Here is a 16,696-nt window from a genome sequence, read left to right on the forward strand (position 1 = left end):
AACAGCCCAGGCTGCCTAGGTAACATACCTGAGCAGCCCGGGCTGTTTTATTTCTATTCGGGTGTCGGCTAGCTAGAATGATCGGCAACAATGACCCACTGGCCTTTGATACGACGAAATACTAGCAGAAAGTGTCCCTGCAAGTCGCCGGCGGTGGGCCGAGCCAAGTGCCAACGGCCAATCACGTGGGCCGCATCGGCACTCAAGGGCTGAATACTCAGCTTCGTAAAGTCTAGCTGACCCATGGCGGCGCTGTTGGGGTAGCTCCGGCGGTAGTTATCGAGGGTAGGCTGCCATCCATAGGTAAGGCCACTCTTGCCAATAAACACTAAGGAGTCGTTTTGCCAGTAGCCCTGCATGAAGGTTTGCACGTCGCCACGGTTCCAGGCTGCGGTTTGCGCGCTCAGCACCTGGGTAATTTCGCTGCGGATGGCGCTGGTAGGCGGTAGCTGGGCGGCGGGCGCGCAAGCCGTCAGTAGCCCGCTCAGGGCAAGTGGAAAGGCAAATCGTGTCATGGCCGCCAATATATACGTTCCTCAACGTACTACCCAACCCTACCAACGGGTCTGGCTTTACTCTTCCATTAGCTCGCGCACATAGGCCGAGCCACCCAAGCGGCGCATGTTGCGGAGTACCCGACGCTGTTTGGCGCGGGCTTGGGGACCAGGATTGCTAGCCCGGAAGCGTAAGGGATTGGGCAGCACTCCGGCCAGGAGAGCTGCTTCCTGGGAAGAGAGCTTGTTGGCCGACTTGTGGAAGTATTGCTGCGAGGCTGCCTCCACCCCAAATATGCAGTCCCCCATTTCCGCTACGTTGAGGTACATTTCCATAATGCGGCGCTTGTCCCAGAAGAGTTCAATGAGCAGCGTGAAGTAGGCCTCGGCAGCTTTGCGTATGTAGCTGCGGCCGTGCCACAGAAACACGTTTTTGGCTACCTGCTGGGAAATAGTGCTTCCGCCACGCAACGTCTTGCCCCCGCTCATATTTGACTTAGCTGCCTGCCAAAGCGCGTCGCCATCAAACCCGTGGTGAATAAGAAAACGCTGGTCTTCGGCCGCCACCATAGCTAGGGGCAGGTTTGATGATACTTCGTCAAGGGACCGGAACTGGTAGCTAATGCGCCGATGGTCTTCCCGAATACCATAGTATCCTTTGCCAACGGGAGCATGCGCCCGGCGCTCCAGCATCAGCCACGTAGCCGGGGGCGACACCCAGCGGTATACTAGCACCCAGGCCACAGAAATAAGAAATAGAGCCGCTACTACTTGCAGCGCCGTCCGCCCTACCCGGCGGCTAAGTTGTGCGTACTTGGTCACGACCAGCTAAAACTACGTTCACTACCTGCGCCGCACCTGCGGCCGGGCAAAAGTAGGGGAATTCAGCGGCCAGCACCGTATACTGGCTTCTTTCTACTACTTTCCCATCCTCTACCGCTCTGCTTCTATGACACGTTTGCTGGCCCTGTTTCCCCTAAATCTCGTTGCATTTCCCGGCGAGAAGCTAAACCTGCACATTTTTGAGCCGCGCTACCGTCAGCTCATCCACGACTGCATAGAGGGGGGTATCACTTTCGGTATTCCGCCCTACATTAATAACGCCGTCAGCAAACTGGGCACCGAAATGCGCCTGCTCAGCGTGGAAAAGACGTATGAGAATGGGGAAATGGATATCCGGACGAAAGCAGTAGGCATATTTCGCATTGAAGAGCTTTTCCGGGAAGCACCAGGGAAGCTATACGCCGGCGCCCAAGTCACGGACCTACCCGATGATTCCGTTGGTGACCCGCGGCAGCACACCCAAATTCGGGAGCAAGTGCAGCAGCTTTACGATGTACTGGGGCTGCGCCGCTTGTTCACGGAGCTACCTCCTGACTTCCGCGTGTACGATATTGCGCACAACCTGGGGCTGAGTACCGAGCAAGAGTATCAGTTACTCGAAGCTACTACGGAAACGGCGCGGCAGCGCCAAGTACTTGGTCACCTAGAGCACATCCTTCCCGTGCTGCTGGAAACGGAACGCTTGAAAGACCGGGTGCGCCTAAATGGCCATTTCAAAAACCTGACCCCGCCAAACTTTTAGCCGCCCGCGCCACAACGGGCGCTGCCTATGTGGCCCCACTTTTTAGCAAGTCCTGCCCCACCCCTGGCGTGTAGTGCTGTCTGTGCAAGGAGGCCGCAATTCTCATGGGTTTTACTGGGTACACCGAGGCAAAAACGGAATGCGCTAGGCAAAGAGCCCTACTATGCTCTCAGATTACTTATTTGTAATGCAGTTAGCAACAAGGGAATCTTACAAGAGTACGTTGAATGCTTTGCCCTGTGTGCGCCGGCAGGAAAAGGCACTCCCAGGCGGGTAGTTGGGTTAGAGTAGTACGTATGGCATGTATTAGGCGATGAGGGCCCAAGTAGAGTTCTTCTAGTTTCGCCACTCCTCCCGAACATCGGTTTTCTACGTATAGCCAGCTCAATCCTGCTTCTTGTGTCTACCTCGTCTTTTCTACTATACCTAGTGCTGGCGGTTGCTGCTGTTATGGCGGTATGGCTAGCGTGGCGCTTCTGGCAGGAGCGCCAGTACCGACGCCGCCCATACGTAGACCCCGCTTACCTCGACTGGCCTCAGCATGAACCCGATCCGGCCTTGACTCCGGTGCACCGGGTAGCGCTCCTCGGAGACCCGGGCGCCGTAGCTACCGACGGTACGGACCCTATTCTGAATTTGCTGGAAAGCTGGCAAAATCAAACCGGTCCGGCCGGCACCGTTGTTATCCTGGGCGACAATGTGTATCCCATTGGCTTACCTGCTACCCACCACCCCGGTCGAGGGGCAGCCGAGGCCCGTTTTAATACGCTACTCGATGTGCTAGGACGCTTCCAAGGCCGCGTGGTACTACTCAGTGGCAACCACGACTGGCACAAAGGTCGCCCCGACGGCTGGGAGTACCTGCGCCGCCAGGAAACTTACGTGCACGAGTATTTACCCACGGCTCACTACCTACCAGCGGGCGGTACACCCGGCCCCGTCACGTTGCAGCTCACCGAGGGGGTACTGCTGGTAGTGATGAACACGCAATGGTGGGTACAGCGCGGTGCCCGCCCCACCGGAAACTCTAAGGAAGCGTTTCGGCAGTTACGGGAGGTGCTGGCGGCCAACCGCCACCAGCGCGTTGTGGTAGCAGGCCACCACCCACTGTACTCCAATGCCTTGCACGGAGGCAAGTTTACGGCCAAGCAACACGTGTTTCCACTGACTACGGTGCATAAGCGGGCGTATGTGCCGTTGCCCATTATTGGCTCCTTGCTGCCTCTGTACCGCAAGCTGGTAGGAGCAGCCGAGGATATGTCGCACCCGCGCTACCGCAAGATGCGCCGCCGCATGCTGCGAGTACTACAGGAATTCCCGAACGTAATCTACGCGGCCGGCCACGACCATAATCTTCAGTACTTCCACCATCGTGCAGGGCACTATTTGGTAAGTGGCTCAGGTAGCAAAACCGCTTTCGTGCAGAAAGGCGGCCGCGCGACGTTTGTCCATGAGCAGAAAGGCTTCTTCAGCCTCGACTTTTATGAATCAGGCGACACGTGGCTGCGCACACTCGAACCAGCAGTAGCGGGTTCCTTAGCGCCAGCGGCCGAGGTGTTTCGCCTTCGTTTACACCCTGCTCCCGTTTCTTCGCCGGTATCTACGTCGTTGTTGGCCTCTTTTGCTCGCCACGTTGGGTAAGGAAGGCACGGCTGTTACTTGGCGGCCGGGGCTGAAGTTGGGGCCAGTACCCGCAAATTGCGCACGTCAATTTCTACCTCTACGGGGGATGGCAAGTGGCACGGTTCGCCGTCGATTTGGACTAAGACTTCCGTAGCTCCCGGCACCGAAATCCGGGCCTTGCGGCAGCAGAGCCGCCGCGTGTAGTCAGAATCATCGAAGCCATTTGTATAGAGCCGATACAGAATGCCGGGCGTAGCCGTGTTCGGGAATGGCTCGATGATACACAGTTCAAACTGCCCGTCGTCCATCCGGCTATCAGGATTGATAATGACGTTACTACCGAAGGTGTTAGCATTTGCAATGGTGAGCATAAAGGCTGGCCCCTCCCAGGCTTCCTCATCTGTTTCGATGTGGTAGGTGGCTGGTTGGTAGCCTAAATATTCTTGAGTAGCTACTCGCACGTAGGCGGCGGGTCCGCGGGCTTCGCCCTGGTCGTAGCGCTCCACAATTAAGGCGTTGAAACCCAAATCGGCCAGGTGAGCGGCGAAGCGCCCACCTACCCGCAACGTATCCAAAAGGCGCAGTTCATGGTCCCAGGTTAAGCGCAATGCGGCCTCTACATCCTGCGGAATCCCGAGGTCTTTGGATAACCCATTGCCTGAGCCTAGCGGCAAAATACCCAAGGGAACTTCTCCTCCGGCTAGCGCCTCGGCTACTAAGCTCACGGTGCCGTCGCCCCCGGCCGCAAACACGGCGTCGTAAGCATGGGTAGCCAAGTGGGCGCGCAGGTGCTCCAGATCAGCGTCGCCGGTAGTGTGGTAGAAGGCGGCGGCGCGTCCTCGCTCCTTGCAGTACGCAGTGACGGTATCTTCCAGATTATCCTTGTTGATGTCACCAGAAATCGGGTTCAGCACAAATAGCAGATGACGCAGGGTGGTGGGCATAGGAGTAGGCATGAGGGGCAAGTAGGGTAAGGCGCTGTTTCGACGCACTTACTCGGGTGAGAAGGGGATAAATGCAACGTGGCCGGCCAATTGGCCGGCCACGCTATGGGTACTACTGAAGGTTAAGGCTTGAGCCCGGCGGGTAGCCCCTGGGGAAAGTCAGAAGCAATGTCCCGCTCCAGTTCCGTAATGCGGTTGCCTGGGTTGGGGTGAGTGCTCAAGAACTCGGGTGGCTTGCTCCCGTGATTTTCACGGTCCAAAATCTCCATTACCTGAATCATAGAGCGGGGGTCAAAACCAGCGGCGGGGGTGAAGTCAACGGCCAGTCGATCGGCTTCTAGCTCGTCTTCGCGGCCGTAGCGCAACGTGAGCAGCTTGCCTACCATAGCGGCAGCGGCAGCACTAGCCATCGTAGCCGGTCTATCTGGATCATACAGGCCAATGGCGGCGGCACCGGTCAAACCACTTGTTAGGCGCGACTTTGCTACTTGCTCGGCCGAGTGACGAGCTACTACGTGGCCTATTTCATGGGCCAGCACGCCGGCTACTTGGCCTTCCGTTTTTAGGTTCTTCAGCAAGCCAGCCGTAATAAACACCTGTCCGCCGGGCAAGGCAAACGCGTTGATTGTGTTTTCGTCGGCTAACAAGTGAAACTGAAAGCGGTAGGGCGTTTGGCCTGCTTTCGTGCTACGCACAATTTGCTGCCCAATGCGCTCTACGGCGGCTCCCGCTTGTTTGTCGGGGTGGATGCCACCGTATTGCTGGGCCATTTGTGGGGCGGCCTGTAAGCCCAGGGCTATTTCCTGGTCGGCCGACATATCTACGTGCTGCACTTCCCCAGTTACTTCATTTTTCTGGGTGTTGCAGTAGTACGGGATAAAGGCGAAGGCCGCCATTACCAGGGCAATGATGAACCGAAGATTTCCTCGCATGATTGGTTGAAGGGAATAGGGAGTAAAAAGTGCGGACACGGACGAGCCAGGGCCCATCAAAGGCTTGTAACGCGTAGCCTTCACTAGGGTTGCTAGAGCCGGCACACCCAAATTGCGTCAACTATCGTATCAGGCCCAACCCCGTTTTCAACGAACTCCTCTCTCCTTCTTCTGACGCTTTTCATTCTCTGCACCATGAACCAGAAACGCACGTTCGGCAGCATCCTCACTATCCTGGGCATCTTAGGCATTATTGCTGGTGCTCTTGGTTTCCTCCAAATTGGTGGTTTGGGCCTGAGCAAGATGAATTCCCTTGTTCCTTTCGTTGTGGGCCTGATCTTCTTTTTCGCCGGCATCAACCTTGTGAAAACCACTGGCGACCGGGCCTAGCCCTACCTCCCCAGCGACAACGAGAACGGGCCCACCGAACAGTGTTCGGTGAGCCCGTTCTCGTTACCTGTTTCCTTATCTGGAAAGCTGGTGGCTAGCTACCGCTCAGCCCTTTGCTACGAGCAAATGCCAGCAGTGCGCCATCCAGTTGCAACCAGTCGGACTGGTAGTGCGTGTTCAGGGGGCCGTTGGCAAAAACTACGCTGCCTCCCTTGATTGTTTGAATGATAGCGCTGGATTGATGCACGGGCAAGGCGGGGCAGCCCTGGCTGCGGCCCAAGCGGCCGTGCTGCCGCACAAACTCTTCGCTCACGTACTCGGCCCCATGCACTACCACGGCGCGGCTGGCAGCATTGGTATTGTATCCCGCGTCTACACCCTGCAACTTCAACGACAAGCCGTGCTTGCCTTGGTAGGTGTTGCCAGTGAGGTAGAACCCCAAGCTACTCATCTCCGAGCCTTCGCGGTTTGAGAAAGTATGGGCAAACTCTTCGCCGGTATTCTTCCCGTGCGCAACCAGCGTATGGTACAGAACTCGGCCCTGATCCACATCGACCACCCACAGGCGCTTTTGCTTACTGGAGCGGCTAAAGTCAATGACGGTGAGTGTGGTCTCGTTCCGGTTGGTAAGGCCGCGCTGCTGTAGATGGTAAAAACCAATCATAGCCTTCCGGTACACCTGCACGGATAGCCCTGAGCTAGCCAGCCCCGCTTGAATGTAGGTGGCCATTACGTGCTGCTCAAACGCGGCCATGTAGCTAGTGCGCAGAGCAGGGTTCGTAATCAAAAGTCTGGGAGGAGTAGGTGCGCCACCTGTCTTGCCTAGGCTTGCTAGTGGCAACCAAGAAAACAGCGTCAGTAGCAAACCGGCAGTAGCAGTCGGCAAAAAAGTCATCGACGAAACTAGTTGAAACAACGTGAGCAGATGGCTAATTAACTTCCAATATACTTGTGGGACACCAAAACTAGTAGTTTTGTGCCATATATCCACCTGCGTAAGGCGGCTATTCATTTACTTTTCGTCTATGTCCCTTCGTCGCTTTCCTGCATATCTTGCTATCGGCCTCCTAGTAGCCTCTTGCGGGCACGCCCTTCCCGAGATGCCAGAATTTGATGGCTCGGCTTGGCGCAAAGACCCCTATGGTTGCACAAGCCGGCGGGCAGCCCTCCTCCCTTCATTCACCAAATACCGTGAGCAACTGTACGGAGCCCGCATCAGCGACGTAGATGCTCTGCTAGGCCACCCAGACGAGGAAGAACTGAGCGAACAAAGTGAGAAGATCTATATCTACTACACGGCTACCGGACCGCAGTGTGTGAAAGGGCACCCTAGGGCAGCCGGTGGCCGCGTTGTATTGCGGTTTGGGGCTACCGGTACCATCACAGAAGCTCAGTTCCCGGTTAGTACTGTAGCGCCCTAAGTAGGTACCCTATTAGGGTAATATCGAGCAAGCCTACACCAAAGAAAGAGGCCACCCAATGTTGGGTGGCCTCTTTCTTTGGTGTAGGCTTATAAGTGCTATCAGTTATCCTACGCCCCCATCATTGGTAGTAGGAGACGTTGGTACTGCATCACGCTTGTTTTCTTCCTGAAGCATGCTCAACTGGGTGGGAGTAAGGATGCGGCCACACTCCGATTCGTACTGCGCTTCCAGCTCCATCATTTTGCTATTACGAGTTGCCGGATCTTGGTAATAGTCCCACTTGATTTCGTCTACCCGGGCTAGCTTGATCTTATTTACGGCACGCAGACGGACGACCTGCGCTTCCGAGAGCTTAAGCTGACTGCTCATCTGACGAGTCATAGCCTCTACCCGCTCCGGAGAAGGATCGAGAGAGCCCATCCGCTCCGACTGACTATCCTTCATTTGCGCAGTAGCACTAACTGCTACTCCCAACATCATCGCGAAGGCCAAAAACAAGGATTTCATTATACTAACTAAAGGTGCAGGAGGTCCAGTAATTGAAGCATCAAACACAGGTACAAGCGGAACAATTCCTCTGCTTGTCACTTTATTTAATACAAACTTATATTGATTTCAATATAGAAACAACAGGTAAACGAAATAAAGTCTATGTTTTTATTGGAATATTTAAGTGTTGTTGTGATTTACCAACAAAAAAGCCACGCTCTGTGATAGAACGTGGCTCATTTGGCTGTGGAGAAGCTTATTCAATGCCTGTAATAGGCTTGTGATCAGGGCTCTTGTAGTACTGCATAGCTACCAACGAAATAATTACGCCAGCCATGGCACCTTGTAGCAGAATAGCTAGTACGGCTACCGTAATAGACAAATCGAAGCCTAGACGGTCCCAGGTACGGATATTCTGCATGATTTTTGGGTTTAACAGCCCGGCATACACTACGAAGAAGATGCCGAACACGACAGAAGCTACAATAGCAGTAATAATACCAGTGCCAAACCCTTGCAAGTACGGCATACGATCTTGGCAGTAGCGCTTAAAGTTGGCAATGGCAAAGCAAATGCCGACGGCCAGAATAACCCCATTCAGAAAGCTGAACTCAATGCGGTCAGTCAGACCTGTTAGAGAGGCAATGAGAAAGTACACTATCATGCCAGCAGCGGCAAACAGACCATAGCGGACCCCATTGGTTTCGGGAGTAATACGTGCGTTAGTCATAGAACAAAGAAAAGTCAGAAGATGTGGTTGGTGGGTTGTTAAGGGCCTGGTTATCCGGCGGAACTACGTGGCAGGCAGCATTTGTTATCAACCCGACCACTTCTCCGGCACCAGCTGTTTTTTTATACCGTATTGTCCGGCAAGGGGTTGTGCTAACAGCCCATTTTTTTAGCCTTAAAAGTATGGTCTGCTTGCTTTTTTAGTTGTCTAACAAAGTAGGCGGGCCATTTTACGTACTTTTGCATGTTGCTCAGGGGTGTTCACGCCCGGGCACTCCTTCACGTGTTTCTCCGCACTTAGTCATTTATGATCAGCACCTCCAACGTAAGCCTGCGCTACGGCAAGCGCATCTTGTTTGAAGACGTTACCATTAAGTTCATGCCGGGCAACGTGTATGGTCTTATTGGGGCCAACGGCGCCGGCAAATCCACGTTCCTAAAAATCCTTTCGGGGGAGATTGAGGCAAACACTGGCTCAGTAGACATGCCCAAGGGCGCCCGTTTGTCGGTTTTGAAGCAGGACCAGTTTGCTCACGACCAGTATCCAGTACTTCAAACCGTGATTATGGGCCACCAGCGCCTGTGGAAGGTGATGGAGGAAAAAGACGCGCTCTACGCCAAGGCTGATTTTTCGGATGCCGATGGTGAGCGAGCTGCGGCCCTAGAAGGCGAGTTTGCTGACCTGGAAGGCTGGAATGCGGAGTACGAAGCTGCCGAGCTGCTCTCTGGTCTGGGCATCTCGGAAGATAAGCACTACACCCAAATGGGCGACCTAGGTACATCCGACAAGGTGCGGGTACTGCTAGCGCAAGCTCTGTTCGGCAACCCCGACGTTCTACTCCTCGACGAACCAACTAACGGCTTGGATGCCGAAACGGTACTCTGGCTGGAAAACTTCCTTGACTCCTTCCAGAACACGGTAATTGTAGTAAGCCACGACCGCCACTTCTTAGATGCGGTGTGTAACTACATGGCCGACTTGGACTTCTCGAAAATCACGATGTACCCCGGCAACTACTCGTTCTGGTACGAGTCGTCGCAGTTGGCTTTGCGCCAGCGCCAGGAGGTAAACAAGAAGACGGAAGATAAGCGCAAGGAACTGGAAGAATTTGTGCGCCGCTTCTCAGCCAACGCCTCGAAGAGCAAGCAGGCTACTTCGCGTCAGAAGCTGCTGCAAAAGCTCACCCTGGAAGAAATCAAACCGTCCTCCCGCAAGTACCCCTACATCGCCTTTAAGTCGGAGCGCGAGGCTGGCAACCAGTTGCTGACGGTGGAGAACCTGAGCAAGTCGGTGGATGGCCAAACCATCTTCCGCAATGTTTCTTTCTCCCTCGATAAGAAAGATAAGGTAGCCATCATCAGCCGCGACGACCGGGCCGCCTCCCTCCTCTTCGATATTCTATTTAACGAAGCGAAGGCCGATTCAGGCGACTTCAAATGGGGCACTACCATTACGCCGAGCTACTTCCCCAAGGAAAATACCGAGTTCTTCAATACTGATTTGAACCTGGTTGACTGGCTACGCCAGTACAGCACGGAAAAGGACGAGTCGTTCATTCGGGGGTTCCTGGGACGGATGCTATTCTCGGGCGAAGAGTCGCAGAAGAAATCCAACGTGCTAAGCGGAGGTGAAAAAGTACGCTGCATGTTATCAAAGATGATGATGGAAGGCGGCAACGTTTTGGTCCTCGACGATCCGACGAACCACCTCGACCTTGAAAGCATCACAGCCCTCAACAACTCGTTGCGCGACTTTACTGGCACCCTGCTATTCGCTTCTCACGACTTACAAGTAGTGGAAACGGTAGCTAACCGCATCATTGAGCTCACGCCCGACGGCATCATCGACCGCCGGATGAGCTACGAGGAATATTTGGCCGATGAAAACATTAAAGCGCAACGCCAGCGCATGTACCAACTAGTTTCCTAATAGCGTTGTAGCGGGGATATGAAACGACTGTTGTTTTTACTGGCTTTAGGCGGAGCGGGCTTGCGCTGGGCTCCGGCCGCAAAGGCACAGGGTACGGATACTACCCGTACCGTGAAGCCTCAGCTTAATACGGCACCTCCCGGCTCAACGGTGCCCGCGCCGGCACCCCGACCAGCCGCTACGCCTACGCCCGCGCCGGTTTACACGCCAGCCCCCGCTCCATCGGTACCGGCTCCTCAGCCCAACCAAGGCTACGACCCCAACCGCCCATCCGGCCTCGACTTGCCGGATCGGCCGGGAGTTGCTGCACCACCACCACCTCTACGCAAGTGGTTTGTGTACAGCAACTTTGGCTTGGGCTACAGCAGCATCAGCGGCGCTGGACTGTTTAATGCTAGCATTGGACCGGCCATTGGTTATCAGGTTACGGATCGGTTTGCTATCGGCCCCGGCCTGAGCTACATCTACAATCATTACTCATTCCCAGACGACATACGGCAGTATGGCTACCCCTCTAGCTTAAGCCTGCACAGCCTGGGAATCAAGGCTTTTGCTCAGTACCGGGTAATCGACCAGTTCTTGGTTCACTTGGAGTATGAGGTAACCAATGCTCAAGCGTATGCTGAACGCGTAATAAGTGCGCAGCAAGTGGAGATTATAAAGGTAAATCGTACTTACCAAACCCCACTAGCTGGTATAGGCTACCGCCAAGAGTTAGGGGAACGTATTGCCGCCGACATCTTGCTGCTCTACAACTTCAACGACGGGGTGGACCGGTACGGCAACTCCCTGTCGCCGTATAGCCAGCCGGTCATCCGATTCAACTTCCTTTATCGCCTAGGTCGTTAGTACCTGTTGAACAGGTAGTTTGCACACAAAAAAGCCCTTCTCATACGAGAAGGGCTTTTTTGTGTTTTTCGGGGTTTACTGTCTCGTTCCACTACCAATGGAACTAGGCGGTAGTTAGACTACCCGACCGCCGCGAATCACACGCAGCAGGATGGCGATAATGGCAATTACCAACAGGATGTGGATTAGGCTATTGCCCTGAATACCGGCACCCAGTACGCCGAAGAAGCCTAAAGCCCAGATGATGATCAGAATGACGGCGATGATATACAGCAGATTTCCCATGATGATTGAAAGTGTGAGGTGGAGAGAGTGGAAAAGGAATCCTAAGACCGCCTACCCAGCAAGCAGAATATAACTTCTGAAAGTTGAAGAGGCGATTTGCGGATTTGTACGGCGAGGATTTTCAAAAGGATATTATTCCGTTAAAAAAATTCAACTACATCGATATATATTCCAATGAAATGTGCCTTTACAGGCTGTAAGTGGCTTTTTTGCCTTAGAAAAAAAACCAGTTGGTTGTTGTTATAGTTAAGCACCCGAGAGTGAGCGAGGCCAGTTTTCAGGTTAGCTTTGCGGTCTGCACTGGGGTACTGCCCCTACTTCATCCCACCCAATTTTCTTATTTCCGCATGATGAACATCGCCGTAATTGGCTCCGGCACGATGGGCAATGGTATTGCGCACGTTTTTGCCCAGTATGGATTTCCCGTTGCTCTGATTGACATTAGTCAGCCTGCTCTTGACAAGGCGCTTGCTACTATTGGCAAAAACATCGACCGCCAGGTAGCAAAGGGTGCCCTCACCGAAGACGACAAGACGGCTACGCTAGCTCGTTTGACTACTTACACTAGCTTGGCCGAAGGCGTACGCGCGGCTGACCTAGTGGTAGAAGCCGCCACGGAGAACGTAGACCTGAAGCTCAACATCTTTCGGGAGCTTGACGCGCACGCGCCCGCAGGAGCCATTCTGGCCTCTAACACGTCGTCTATCTCCATTACCAAAATTGCGGCCGTAACCAAGCGCCCCGAGCAGGTGATTGGCATGCACTTCATGAACCCCGTACCGGTAATGAAGCTGGTGGAAGTAATTCGGGGGTATGCCACTTCGGATGCCGTAACTCAACGCGTAATGGATTTGTCGCGTGAGCTAGGCAAAACACCCACCGAAGTAAACGACTACCCCGGTTTCGTGGCCAACCGCATTCTGATGCCGATGATTAACGAGGCTATTTATAGCCTCTACGAAGGCGTGGCAGGCGTAGAAGAAATTGATACGGTGATGAAGCTGGGAATGGCGCACCCTATGGGGCCCTTGCAACTAGCTGACTTCATTGGCCTCGACGTGTGCCTAGCTATTCTGCGGGTACTGCACGAAGGCCTTGGCAACCAGAAGTACGCCCCGTGCCCTTTGCTTGTGAACATGGTAACGGCCGGCCGCCTCGGGGTGAAGTCGGGCGAGGGATTCTATAGCTGGGGGCATGGCACCAAAGAATTGGTGCTAGCTGAACGCTTCCGCAAATAACTCTCAGGTAGTAACCGCCTAGCTTATTAGCTAACTACTTGCTATTCAAAGGCCCTTTTTCTGCGGAAAGAGGGCCTTTTTTCGATGGGTAGTATTTTTCACTAAGCTCGTCGCTGTCACTAAACTTTTATTGTCAAAAAATCATTTTATACGTATGGTTAGAACGATTCTAACCTTCTTGGTTTGGATGGGCTTTCTATCCACTATAGTTGCCCAGCCAGCTACCAACTTACCATCTACTAACACTTCCCTACGAATGGAACAGGCAACATTTGGTGCCGGCTGCTTTTGGTGCGTCGAGGCCGTATTTCAAAATCTTAAGGGCGTTGAGAAAGTCGTTTCGGGCTACACAGGTGGGCGTATCGCCAACCCTACTTATAAAGAAGTTTGCAGCGGCCTGACAGGTCACGCTGAGGTTATTCAGATTACGTACGACCCTGCTCAAATTAGCTTTTCCGAGCTGCTGGAAATATTCTGGAAGACGCACGATCCAACCACGCTAAATCGCCAAGGGGCGGATACCGGGACTCAGTATCGCTCGGCCATCTTCTACCACAATGAAGAGCAGCGTCGCTTAGCCGAAGAGTATAAGCAGAAGCTTAACGAAGCCCACGCCTTCCCCAACCCCATTGTGACGGAGATAGTACCGACGGCTACGTTTTACGCTGCCGAGAACTACCACCAGAATTACTACAACCAGAACGGCCGTCAGCCCTACTGCCAATTTGTGGTGAAGCCAAAGGTTGATAAAGTACGTGAAGTATTCGGCAACAAGCTAAAAGCCGAAGCCCTAGCGAAATAGCAGAAGCTTCTTATACAAAAAAGCCCGCTTTGCTAATGCAAAGCGGGCTTTTTTGTACCGTTAGTAAGTGTTTAAAAGCTTACACGTGCTGCTGTGAGAAATCAATCTGGAACGGACCGTAGTCGCGGCCAATGGCGTAGAACAACGCCAGTTGATTCACCAAGGTACGTACGTACAAGGGTAGGCGGTCTACCTCTACAATTTGGTTGTTCTTCACGATAATGAATCCGCCAATCTCTCCGGGGTAGGCTCCGTCCTCTCCCACGGGCGGAATGGGCTCGAAGGGCGAGTGTGACTTCACAGGGATGAAAGACAGCTTGGGTAGCTCAAACAACGTTGTCTCGCCAATGGGCATAAAGCCTTTCAGCTGAGAATAACGAAAGTTGGGATTCCACAGCCAGCTACCATTAAAGATGTAGTACTCCTCGGTGCCGACGCGCAGAAACTCCCGCAACGATACATTGACAGCAATACGCCAGTTGGCGCGGTCTTGCAAAGCGTTCTGGATAACCGACAACCGGGTGGGGTCGGGGGTTTCCGTGAAGGGCTCCGTGAGCCGCGAACGGGCCGCCAGTTCGCATCCGGCGTATAGGTTTAGGAGCTGCTGGCGCCAGGCATTGGCCGTGCCTAGCTCATAGGCTTCGGGCCGGGTTAGCTCAAAGAAGTTGTACGTGTAGGGCCCGGCAATAGCCACCCCATCGCGTCCGTTGGGAGCGGCCCACTCCACCAGAAAGCACGGGCGCGTGCGGCCATCAACCCACGGTAGTTCTCGGTTGAACGCCACTCGGGTTTGCACTTCATCTGGCGCTATGCCCAACTCCTGCGCTAGATAGTCGCGTACTTCATCGCGGGCCTGGGCCGCCGATACTACAGATTTCGGAGTACTCATCAGTGGAAAGGGTCCGGCCGTTAAACGGCCACGTTATGCTCGCGCAGGGCGTCGTTGAGGGAAGTTTTGAGGTCGGTGCTAGGCTTGCGTTGGCCGATGATAAGGGCGCAGGGCACGTGGTACTCACCCGCCGGGAACTGCTTGGGCAGGGTGCCAGGAATTACAACGGAACGCGCTGGCACATACCCGCGGTATTCCTTCGGCTCGGCGCCTGTTACGTCGATAATGCGGGTGCTACCCGTAATGGTAACGCCAGCGCCAATAACGGCTTCCTTACCCACAAAGCAGCCTTCAACCAAGATGCTGCGCGAGCCCACGAAAGCACCATCCTCTACAATTACGGGAGCAGCCTGCACGGGCTCCAGCACGCCGCCAATTCCAACGCCGCCGCTCAAGTGTACCCCAGCTCCAATTTGGGCGCAGGAACCTACCGTGGCCCAGGTATCTACCATGGTGCCTTCGCCTACCCATGCGCCAATGTTCACGTAGCTCGGCATCATGATTACGCCCGCAGCCAGGTAAGAACCATACCGAGCCACGGCGGGCGGCACTACGCGCACACCTTGCTGCTCGTAGTTAGTCTTCAGGCGCATCTTGTCACGAAACTCGAAGGGGCCTACCTCAATAGTTTCCATCTGGCGGATGGGGAAGTACAGGATAACGGCTTTCTTTACCCAGTCATTCACTTGCCAGTCGGCTCCTTCGGTAGCGCCAGGCTGGGCCACGCGCAGGCGGCCCTTGTCCAGCTCTTCAATTACGTGGTTGATGGCATCGGTGGTAGCAGTCTGCTGCAGGAGGCTCCGGTCGTTCCAGGCAGCTTCAATCAAAGATTGGAGGTCAGTCATTGGGGTTGATTTTCAAATGGCCAATGCGCGGAGGGTTGCGCACCAGAACCACAAACTTACCATCTTCACGGCCAATATGCCGCTTCCGACCACTGTTTTGCTTGCCTCGGTGCTCAAGCCCCTCGATGACACCCGTATGCTGGGCAAATTTGGGCGTGCGCTAGCGTCACGGCTGAGCACTCACGTGCACGTAGCCGGCCGCTTGGCACCCACCCCACCAAACCTGCCGCCAAACCTGCACACGCACGCATTGCTGGCGGGCGCTCGTTTTAGTATGGCCCGCGTGGGCGCGCAATGGCGCTATTGGCAGCTATTGCGGCAGTTGAATCCCAACGTAGTAATTGTGCATGCTCCGGAGCTACTCCCCCTTACGGTACTCTGGCGCGCTGTAGGCCGTGGGCGGCAGTTTGTGTACGATGTGCGCGAAAACTATGCGCTCAACATCCAAACTCAGCGCGTGTACCCCGCCTGGGCGCGGGGTCTGTTGGCTAGCTTGGTGCGGAAACTAGAAACCTTGGCCGCTACTAAGGCGGCGGGACTGATCCTAGCCGAACGTAGCTACGCCGACGAGCTACCCTTTGCTACCCCGGCCCGGACGATACTTCTCGAAAACAAATATCAACCCCGCACCGACGAAACACCAGCACTACCCACCCACCGGCTACCCGTTCCTGATGAGCCTCTGCGCCTTTTGTACTCCGGGACCATATCGGAGCTGAACGGCGTGTTTGAGGCCCTTGAATTTGCGCGGCAGCTCCGGCAGCTGTGGCCTAGTGTGCACCTCACCATCATCGGGTTTTGCCAACAACCCGCCCAATTAGTCCGCTTACGCACGGCAGTAGCCGCGGCTAGCGGAGGGGTCTCTCTTATTGGTGGCGGCACACTGGTGCCTCATGCTCAGGTAGTGCAGGAAATTGAACGTAGCCATCTGGGCTTGCTGCCTTACCGCCCCCATCCTAGCACGGCTAGGTGCGTACCCACCAAACTATTTGAGTACTTAGCGCATGGCCTACCAATGGTAGTGCCGCCCAATCCGCTGTGGCAACAACTGGTGGAACGTTACGAGGCAGGCGTCTGTCTTGACTTTCAGCAGCTGGGCAGTAGCCATACGCTGACGGCTGACTTTTTGGTGCAGCTTCGGCGTCCATTCTACCCACTTGGCGTCCCCGAAGAAGCTTTTTGGGCTTCAGAAGCCGAAAAATTGCATCGCCTAATGGATTCTATCCAGTAACTACCGACCTTTGCGGC

General features: G+C 54.6%; 19 protein-coding genes. 9 read left to right on the forward strand and 10 right to left on the reverse strand.

The genetic code is table 11. From position 1 onward, the window contains the following. Positions 1–68: 68 nt before the first annotated feature. On the reverse strand, positions 69–515 hold the full coding sequence (locus tag CHB83_RS01320) for a YybH family protein (protein WP_089331411.1): 447 nt from the start codon (positions 513–515) through the stop codon (positions 69–71). 57 nt (positions 516–572) lie between these two features. Further along, a complete protein-coding gene (gene mtgA, locus CHB83_RS01325) occupies positions 573–1,316 on the reverse strand; it encodes a monofunctional biosynthetic peptidoglycan transglycosylase (RefSeq protein WP_045690318.1) in 744 nt (247 codons plus the stop codon). 127 nt (positions 1,317–1,443) lie between these two features. Here mtgA and CHB83_RS01330 point away from each other — a divergent pair, with 127 nt between their 5' ends. Both CHB83_RS01330 and CHB83_RS01335 read left to right on the forward strand, forming a co-directional pair. Next, a complete protein-coding gene (locus CHB83_RS01330; protein ID WP_089331412.1) occupies positions 1,444–2,079 on the forward strand; it encodes an LON peptidase substrate-binding domain-containing protein in 636 nt (211 codons plus the stop codon). Between the two features lie 399 nt (positions 2,080–2,478). Further along, positions 2,479–3,720 carry a metallophosphoesterase gene (locus CHB83_RS01335; RefSeq protein WP_245855247.1) on the forward strand — a complete coding sequence of 414 codons (1,242 nt, stop codon included), beginning with the start codon at positions 2,479–2,481 and terminating at the stop codon, positions 3,718–3,720. 14 nt (positions 3,721–3,734) lie between these two features. Here CHB83_RS01335 and CHB83_RS01340 read toward each other — a convergent pair whose 3' ends face one another. Next, positions 3,735–4,658, reverse strand: a complete 924-nt coding sequence (locus tag CHB83_RS01340) for a diacylglycerol/lipid kinase family protein (RefSeq protein WP_245855248.1) — start codon at positions 4,656–4,658, stop codon at positions 3,735–3,737. A 110-nt stretch (positions 4,659–4,768) separates the two neighbouring features. Continuing rightward, on the reverse strand, positions 4,769–5,578 hold the full coding sequence (locus tag CHB83_RS01345) for a M48 family metallopeptidase (RefSeq protein ID WP_045690316.1): 810 nt from the start codon (positions 5,576–5,578) through the stop codon (positions 4,769–4,771). A gap of 195 nt (positions 5,579–5,773) precedes the next feature. On the opposite strand from CHB83_RS01345, the gene CHB83_RS01350 reads away from it, so the two are divergent. After that, positions 5,774–5,968 (forward strand): hypothetical protein, encoded by a 195-nt coding sequence (locus tag CHB83_RS01350; protein WP_045690315.1) that lies wholly within the window; start codon positions 5,774–5,776, stop codon positions 5,966–5,968. A gap of 94 nt (positions 5,969–6,062) precedes the next feature. On the opposite strand, the gene CHB83_RS01355 is transcribed toward CHB83_RS01350, so the two are convergent. Continuing rightward, positions 6,063–6,755, reverse strand: coding sequence for a murein L,D-transpeptidase catalytic domain family protein (locus CHB83_RS01355; protein WP_179225423.1), 693 nt, complete (start codon positions 6,753–6,755; stop codon positions 6,063–6,065). Between the two features lie 238 nt (positions 6,756–6,993). Here CHB83_RS01355 and CHB83_RS01360 point away from each other — a divergent pair, with 238 nt between their 5' ends. Then, complete coding sequence (locus tag CHB83_RS01360; protein WP_143436960.1) at positions 6,994–7,389, forward strand: hypothetical protein; 396 nt, start codon at positions 6,994–6,996, stop codon at positions 7,387–7,389. 105 nt (positions 7,390–7,494) lie between these two features. Here CHB83_RS01360 and CHB83_RS01365 read toward each other — a convergent pair whose 3' ends face one another. After that, complete coding sequence (locus CHB83_RS01365; protein ID WP_045690051.1) at positions 7,495–7,899, reverse strand: hypothetical protein; 405 nt, start codon at positions 7,897–7,899, stop codon at positions 7,495–7,497. Between the two features lie 238 nt (positions 7,900–8,137). Then, complete coding sequence (locus tag CHB83_RS01370; protein ID WP_052695507.1) at positions 8,138–8,611, reverse strand: DUF4199 domain-containing protein; 474 nt, start codon at positions 8,609–8,611, stop codon at positions 8,138–8,140. Positions 8,612–8,917: 306 nt separating this feature from the next. Between CHB83_RS01370 and CHB83_RS01375 the strand changes: the two genes are divergently transcribed. Together CHB83_RS01375 and CHB83_RS23730 are read left to right on the forward strand one after the other, a co-directional pair. Beyond that, positions 8,918–10,540: an ABC-F family ATP-binding cassette domain-containing protein gene (locus tag CHB83_RS01375; RefSeq protein ID WP_045690052.1), complete on the forward strand. Its 1,623-nt coding sequence runs from the start codon at positions 8,918–8,920 to the stop codon at positions 10,538–10,540. Positions 10,541–10,558: 18 nt separating this feature from the next. Beyond that, positions 10,559–11,389 (forward strand): hypothetical protein, encoded by an 831-nt coding sequence (locus CHB83_RS23730; protein ID WP_089331416.1) that lies wholly within the window; start codon positions 10,559–10,561, stop codon positions 11,387–11,389. Positions 11,390–11,503: 114 nt separating this feature from the next. On the opposite strand, the gene CHB83_RS23450 is transcribed toward CHB83_RS23730, so the two are convergent. After that, positions 11,504–11,674, reverse strand: coding sequence for a lmo0937 family membrane protein (locus CHB83_RS23450; RefSeq protein WP_143436961.1), 171 nt, complete (start codon positions 11,672–11,674; stop codon positions 11,504–11,506). A gap of 347 nt (positions 11,675–12,021) precedes the next feature. Here CHB83_RS23450 and CHB83_RS01385 point away from each other — a divergent pair, with 347 nt between their 5' ends. Continuing rightward, entirely contained in the window at positions 12,022–12,912 is an 891-nt protein-coding gene (locus CHB83_RS01385) for a 3-hydroxyacyl-CoA dehydrogenase family protein (RefSeq protein WP_089331417.1), read from the forward strand. Between the two features lie 256 nt (positions 12,913–13,168). Beyond that, a complete protein-coding gene (msrA, locus tag CHB83_RS01390) occupies positions 13,169–13,714 on the forward strand; it encodes a peptide-methionine (S)-S-oxide reductase MsrA (protein WP_089331418.1) in 546 nt (181 codons plus the stop codon). Between the two features lie 79 nt (positions 13,715–13,793). Here the strand turns inward: msrA and CHB83_RS01395 are convergent, their stop codons facing one another. Both CHB83_RS01395 and CHB83_RS01400 read right to left on the reverse strand, forming a co-directional pair. Continuing rightward, positions 13,794–14,603, reverse strand: a complete 810-nt coding sequence (locus CHB83_RS01395; RefSeq protein ID WP_045688595.1) for a hypothetical protein — start codon at positions 14,601–14,603, stop codon at positions 13,794–13,796. Between the two features lie 20 nt (positions 14,604–14,623). Continuing rightward, positions 14,624–15,448, reverse strand: a complete 825-nt coding sequence (locus CHB83_RS01400) for a 2,3,4,5-tetrahydropyridine-2,6-dicarboxylate N-succinyltransferase (protein WP_089331419.1) — start codon at positions 15,446–15,448, stop codon at positions 14,624–14,626. A 76-nt stretch (positions 15,449–15,524) separates the two neighbouring features. On the opposite strand from CHB83_RS01400, the gene CHB83_RS01405 reads away from it, so the two are divergent. After that, positions 15,525–16,679, forward strand: coding sequence for a glycosyltransferase family protein (locus tag CHB83_RS01405; protein WP_143436962.1), 1,155 nt, complete (start codon positions 15,525–15,527; stop codon positions 16,677–16,679). Positions 16,680–16,696: the final 17 nt, after the last annotated feature.

This window comes from Hymenobacter mucosus (assembly GCF_900188255.1).
Classification (GTDB): Bacteria; Bacteroidota; Bacteroidia; order Cytophagales; family Hymenobacteraceae; genus Hymenobacter; species Hymenobacter mucosus.

Bases quoted from the DNA above. Each gene is read 5' to 3' on its own strand.
- CHB83_RS01405 (WP_143436962.1), top strand. From the start codon at position 15,525: ATGCCGCTTCCGACCACTGTTTTGCTTGCCTCGGTGCTCAAGCCCCTC.
- CHB83_RS23450 (WP_143436961.1), bottom strand. From the start codon at position 11,674: ATGGGAAATCTGCTGTATATCATCGCCGTCATTCTGATCATCATCTGG.
- CHB83_RS01340 (WP_245855248.1), bottom strand. From the start codon at position 4,658: ATGCCTACTCCTATGCCCACCACCCTGCGTCATCTGCTATTTGTGCTG.
- CHB83_RS01395 (WP_045688595.1), bottom strand. From the start codon at position 14,603: ATGAGTACTCCGAAATCTGTAGTATCGGCGGCCCAGGCCCGCGATGAA.
- CHB83_RS01350 (WP_045690315.1), top strand. From the start codon at position 5,774: ATGAACCAGAAACGCACGTTCGGCAGCATCCTCACTATCCTGGGCATC.
- CHB83_RS01320 (WP_089331411.1), bottom strand. From the start codon at position 515: ATGACACGATTTGCCTTTCCACTTGCCCTGAGCGGGCTACTGACGGCT.
- CHB83_RS23730 (WP_089331416.1), top strand. From the start codon at position 10,559: ATGAAACGACTGTTGTTTTTACTGGCTTTAGGCGGAGCGGGCTTGCGC.
- CHB83_RS01370 (WP_052695507.1), bottom strand. From the start codon at position 8,611: ATGACTAACGCACGTATTACTCCCGAAACCAATGGGGTCCGCTATGGT.
- CHB83_RS01330 (WP_089331412.1), top strand. From the start codon at position 1,444: ATGACACGTTTGCTGGCCCTGTTTCCCCTAAATCTCGTTGCATTTCCC.
- CHB83_RS01360 (WP_143436960.1), top strand. From the start codon at position 6,994: ATGTCCCTTCGTCGCTTTCCTGCATATCTTGCTATCGGCCTCCTAGTA.
- CHB83_RS01375 (WP_045690052.1), top strand. From the start codon at position 8,918: ATGATCAGCACCTCCAACGTAAGCCTGCGCTACGGCAAGCGCATCTTG.
- CHB83_RS01365 (WP_045690051.1), bottom strand. From the start codon at position 7,899: ATGAAATCCTTGTTTTTGGCCTTCGCGATGATGTTGGGAGTAGCAGTT.
- CHB83_RS01385 (WP_089331417.1), top strand. From the start codon at position 12,022: ATGATGAACATCGCCGTAATTGGCTCCGGCACGATGGGCAATGGTATT.
- msrA (WP_089331418.1), top strand. From the start codon at position 13,169: ATGGAACAGGCAACATTTGGTGCCGGCTGCTTTTGGTGCGTCGAGGCC.
- CHB83_RS01345 (WP_045690316.1), bottom strand. From the start codon at position 5,578: ATGCGAGGAAATCTTCGGTTCATCATTGCCCTGGTAATGGCGGCCTTC.
- CHB83_RS01400 (WP_089331419.1), bottom strand. From the start codon at position 15,448: ATGACTGACCTCCAATCTTTGATTGAAGCTGCCTGGAACGACCGGAGC.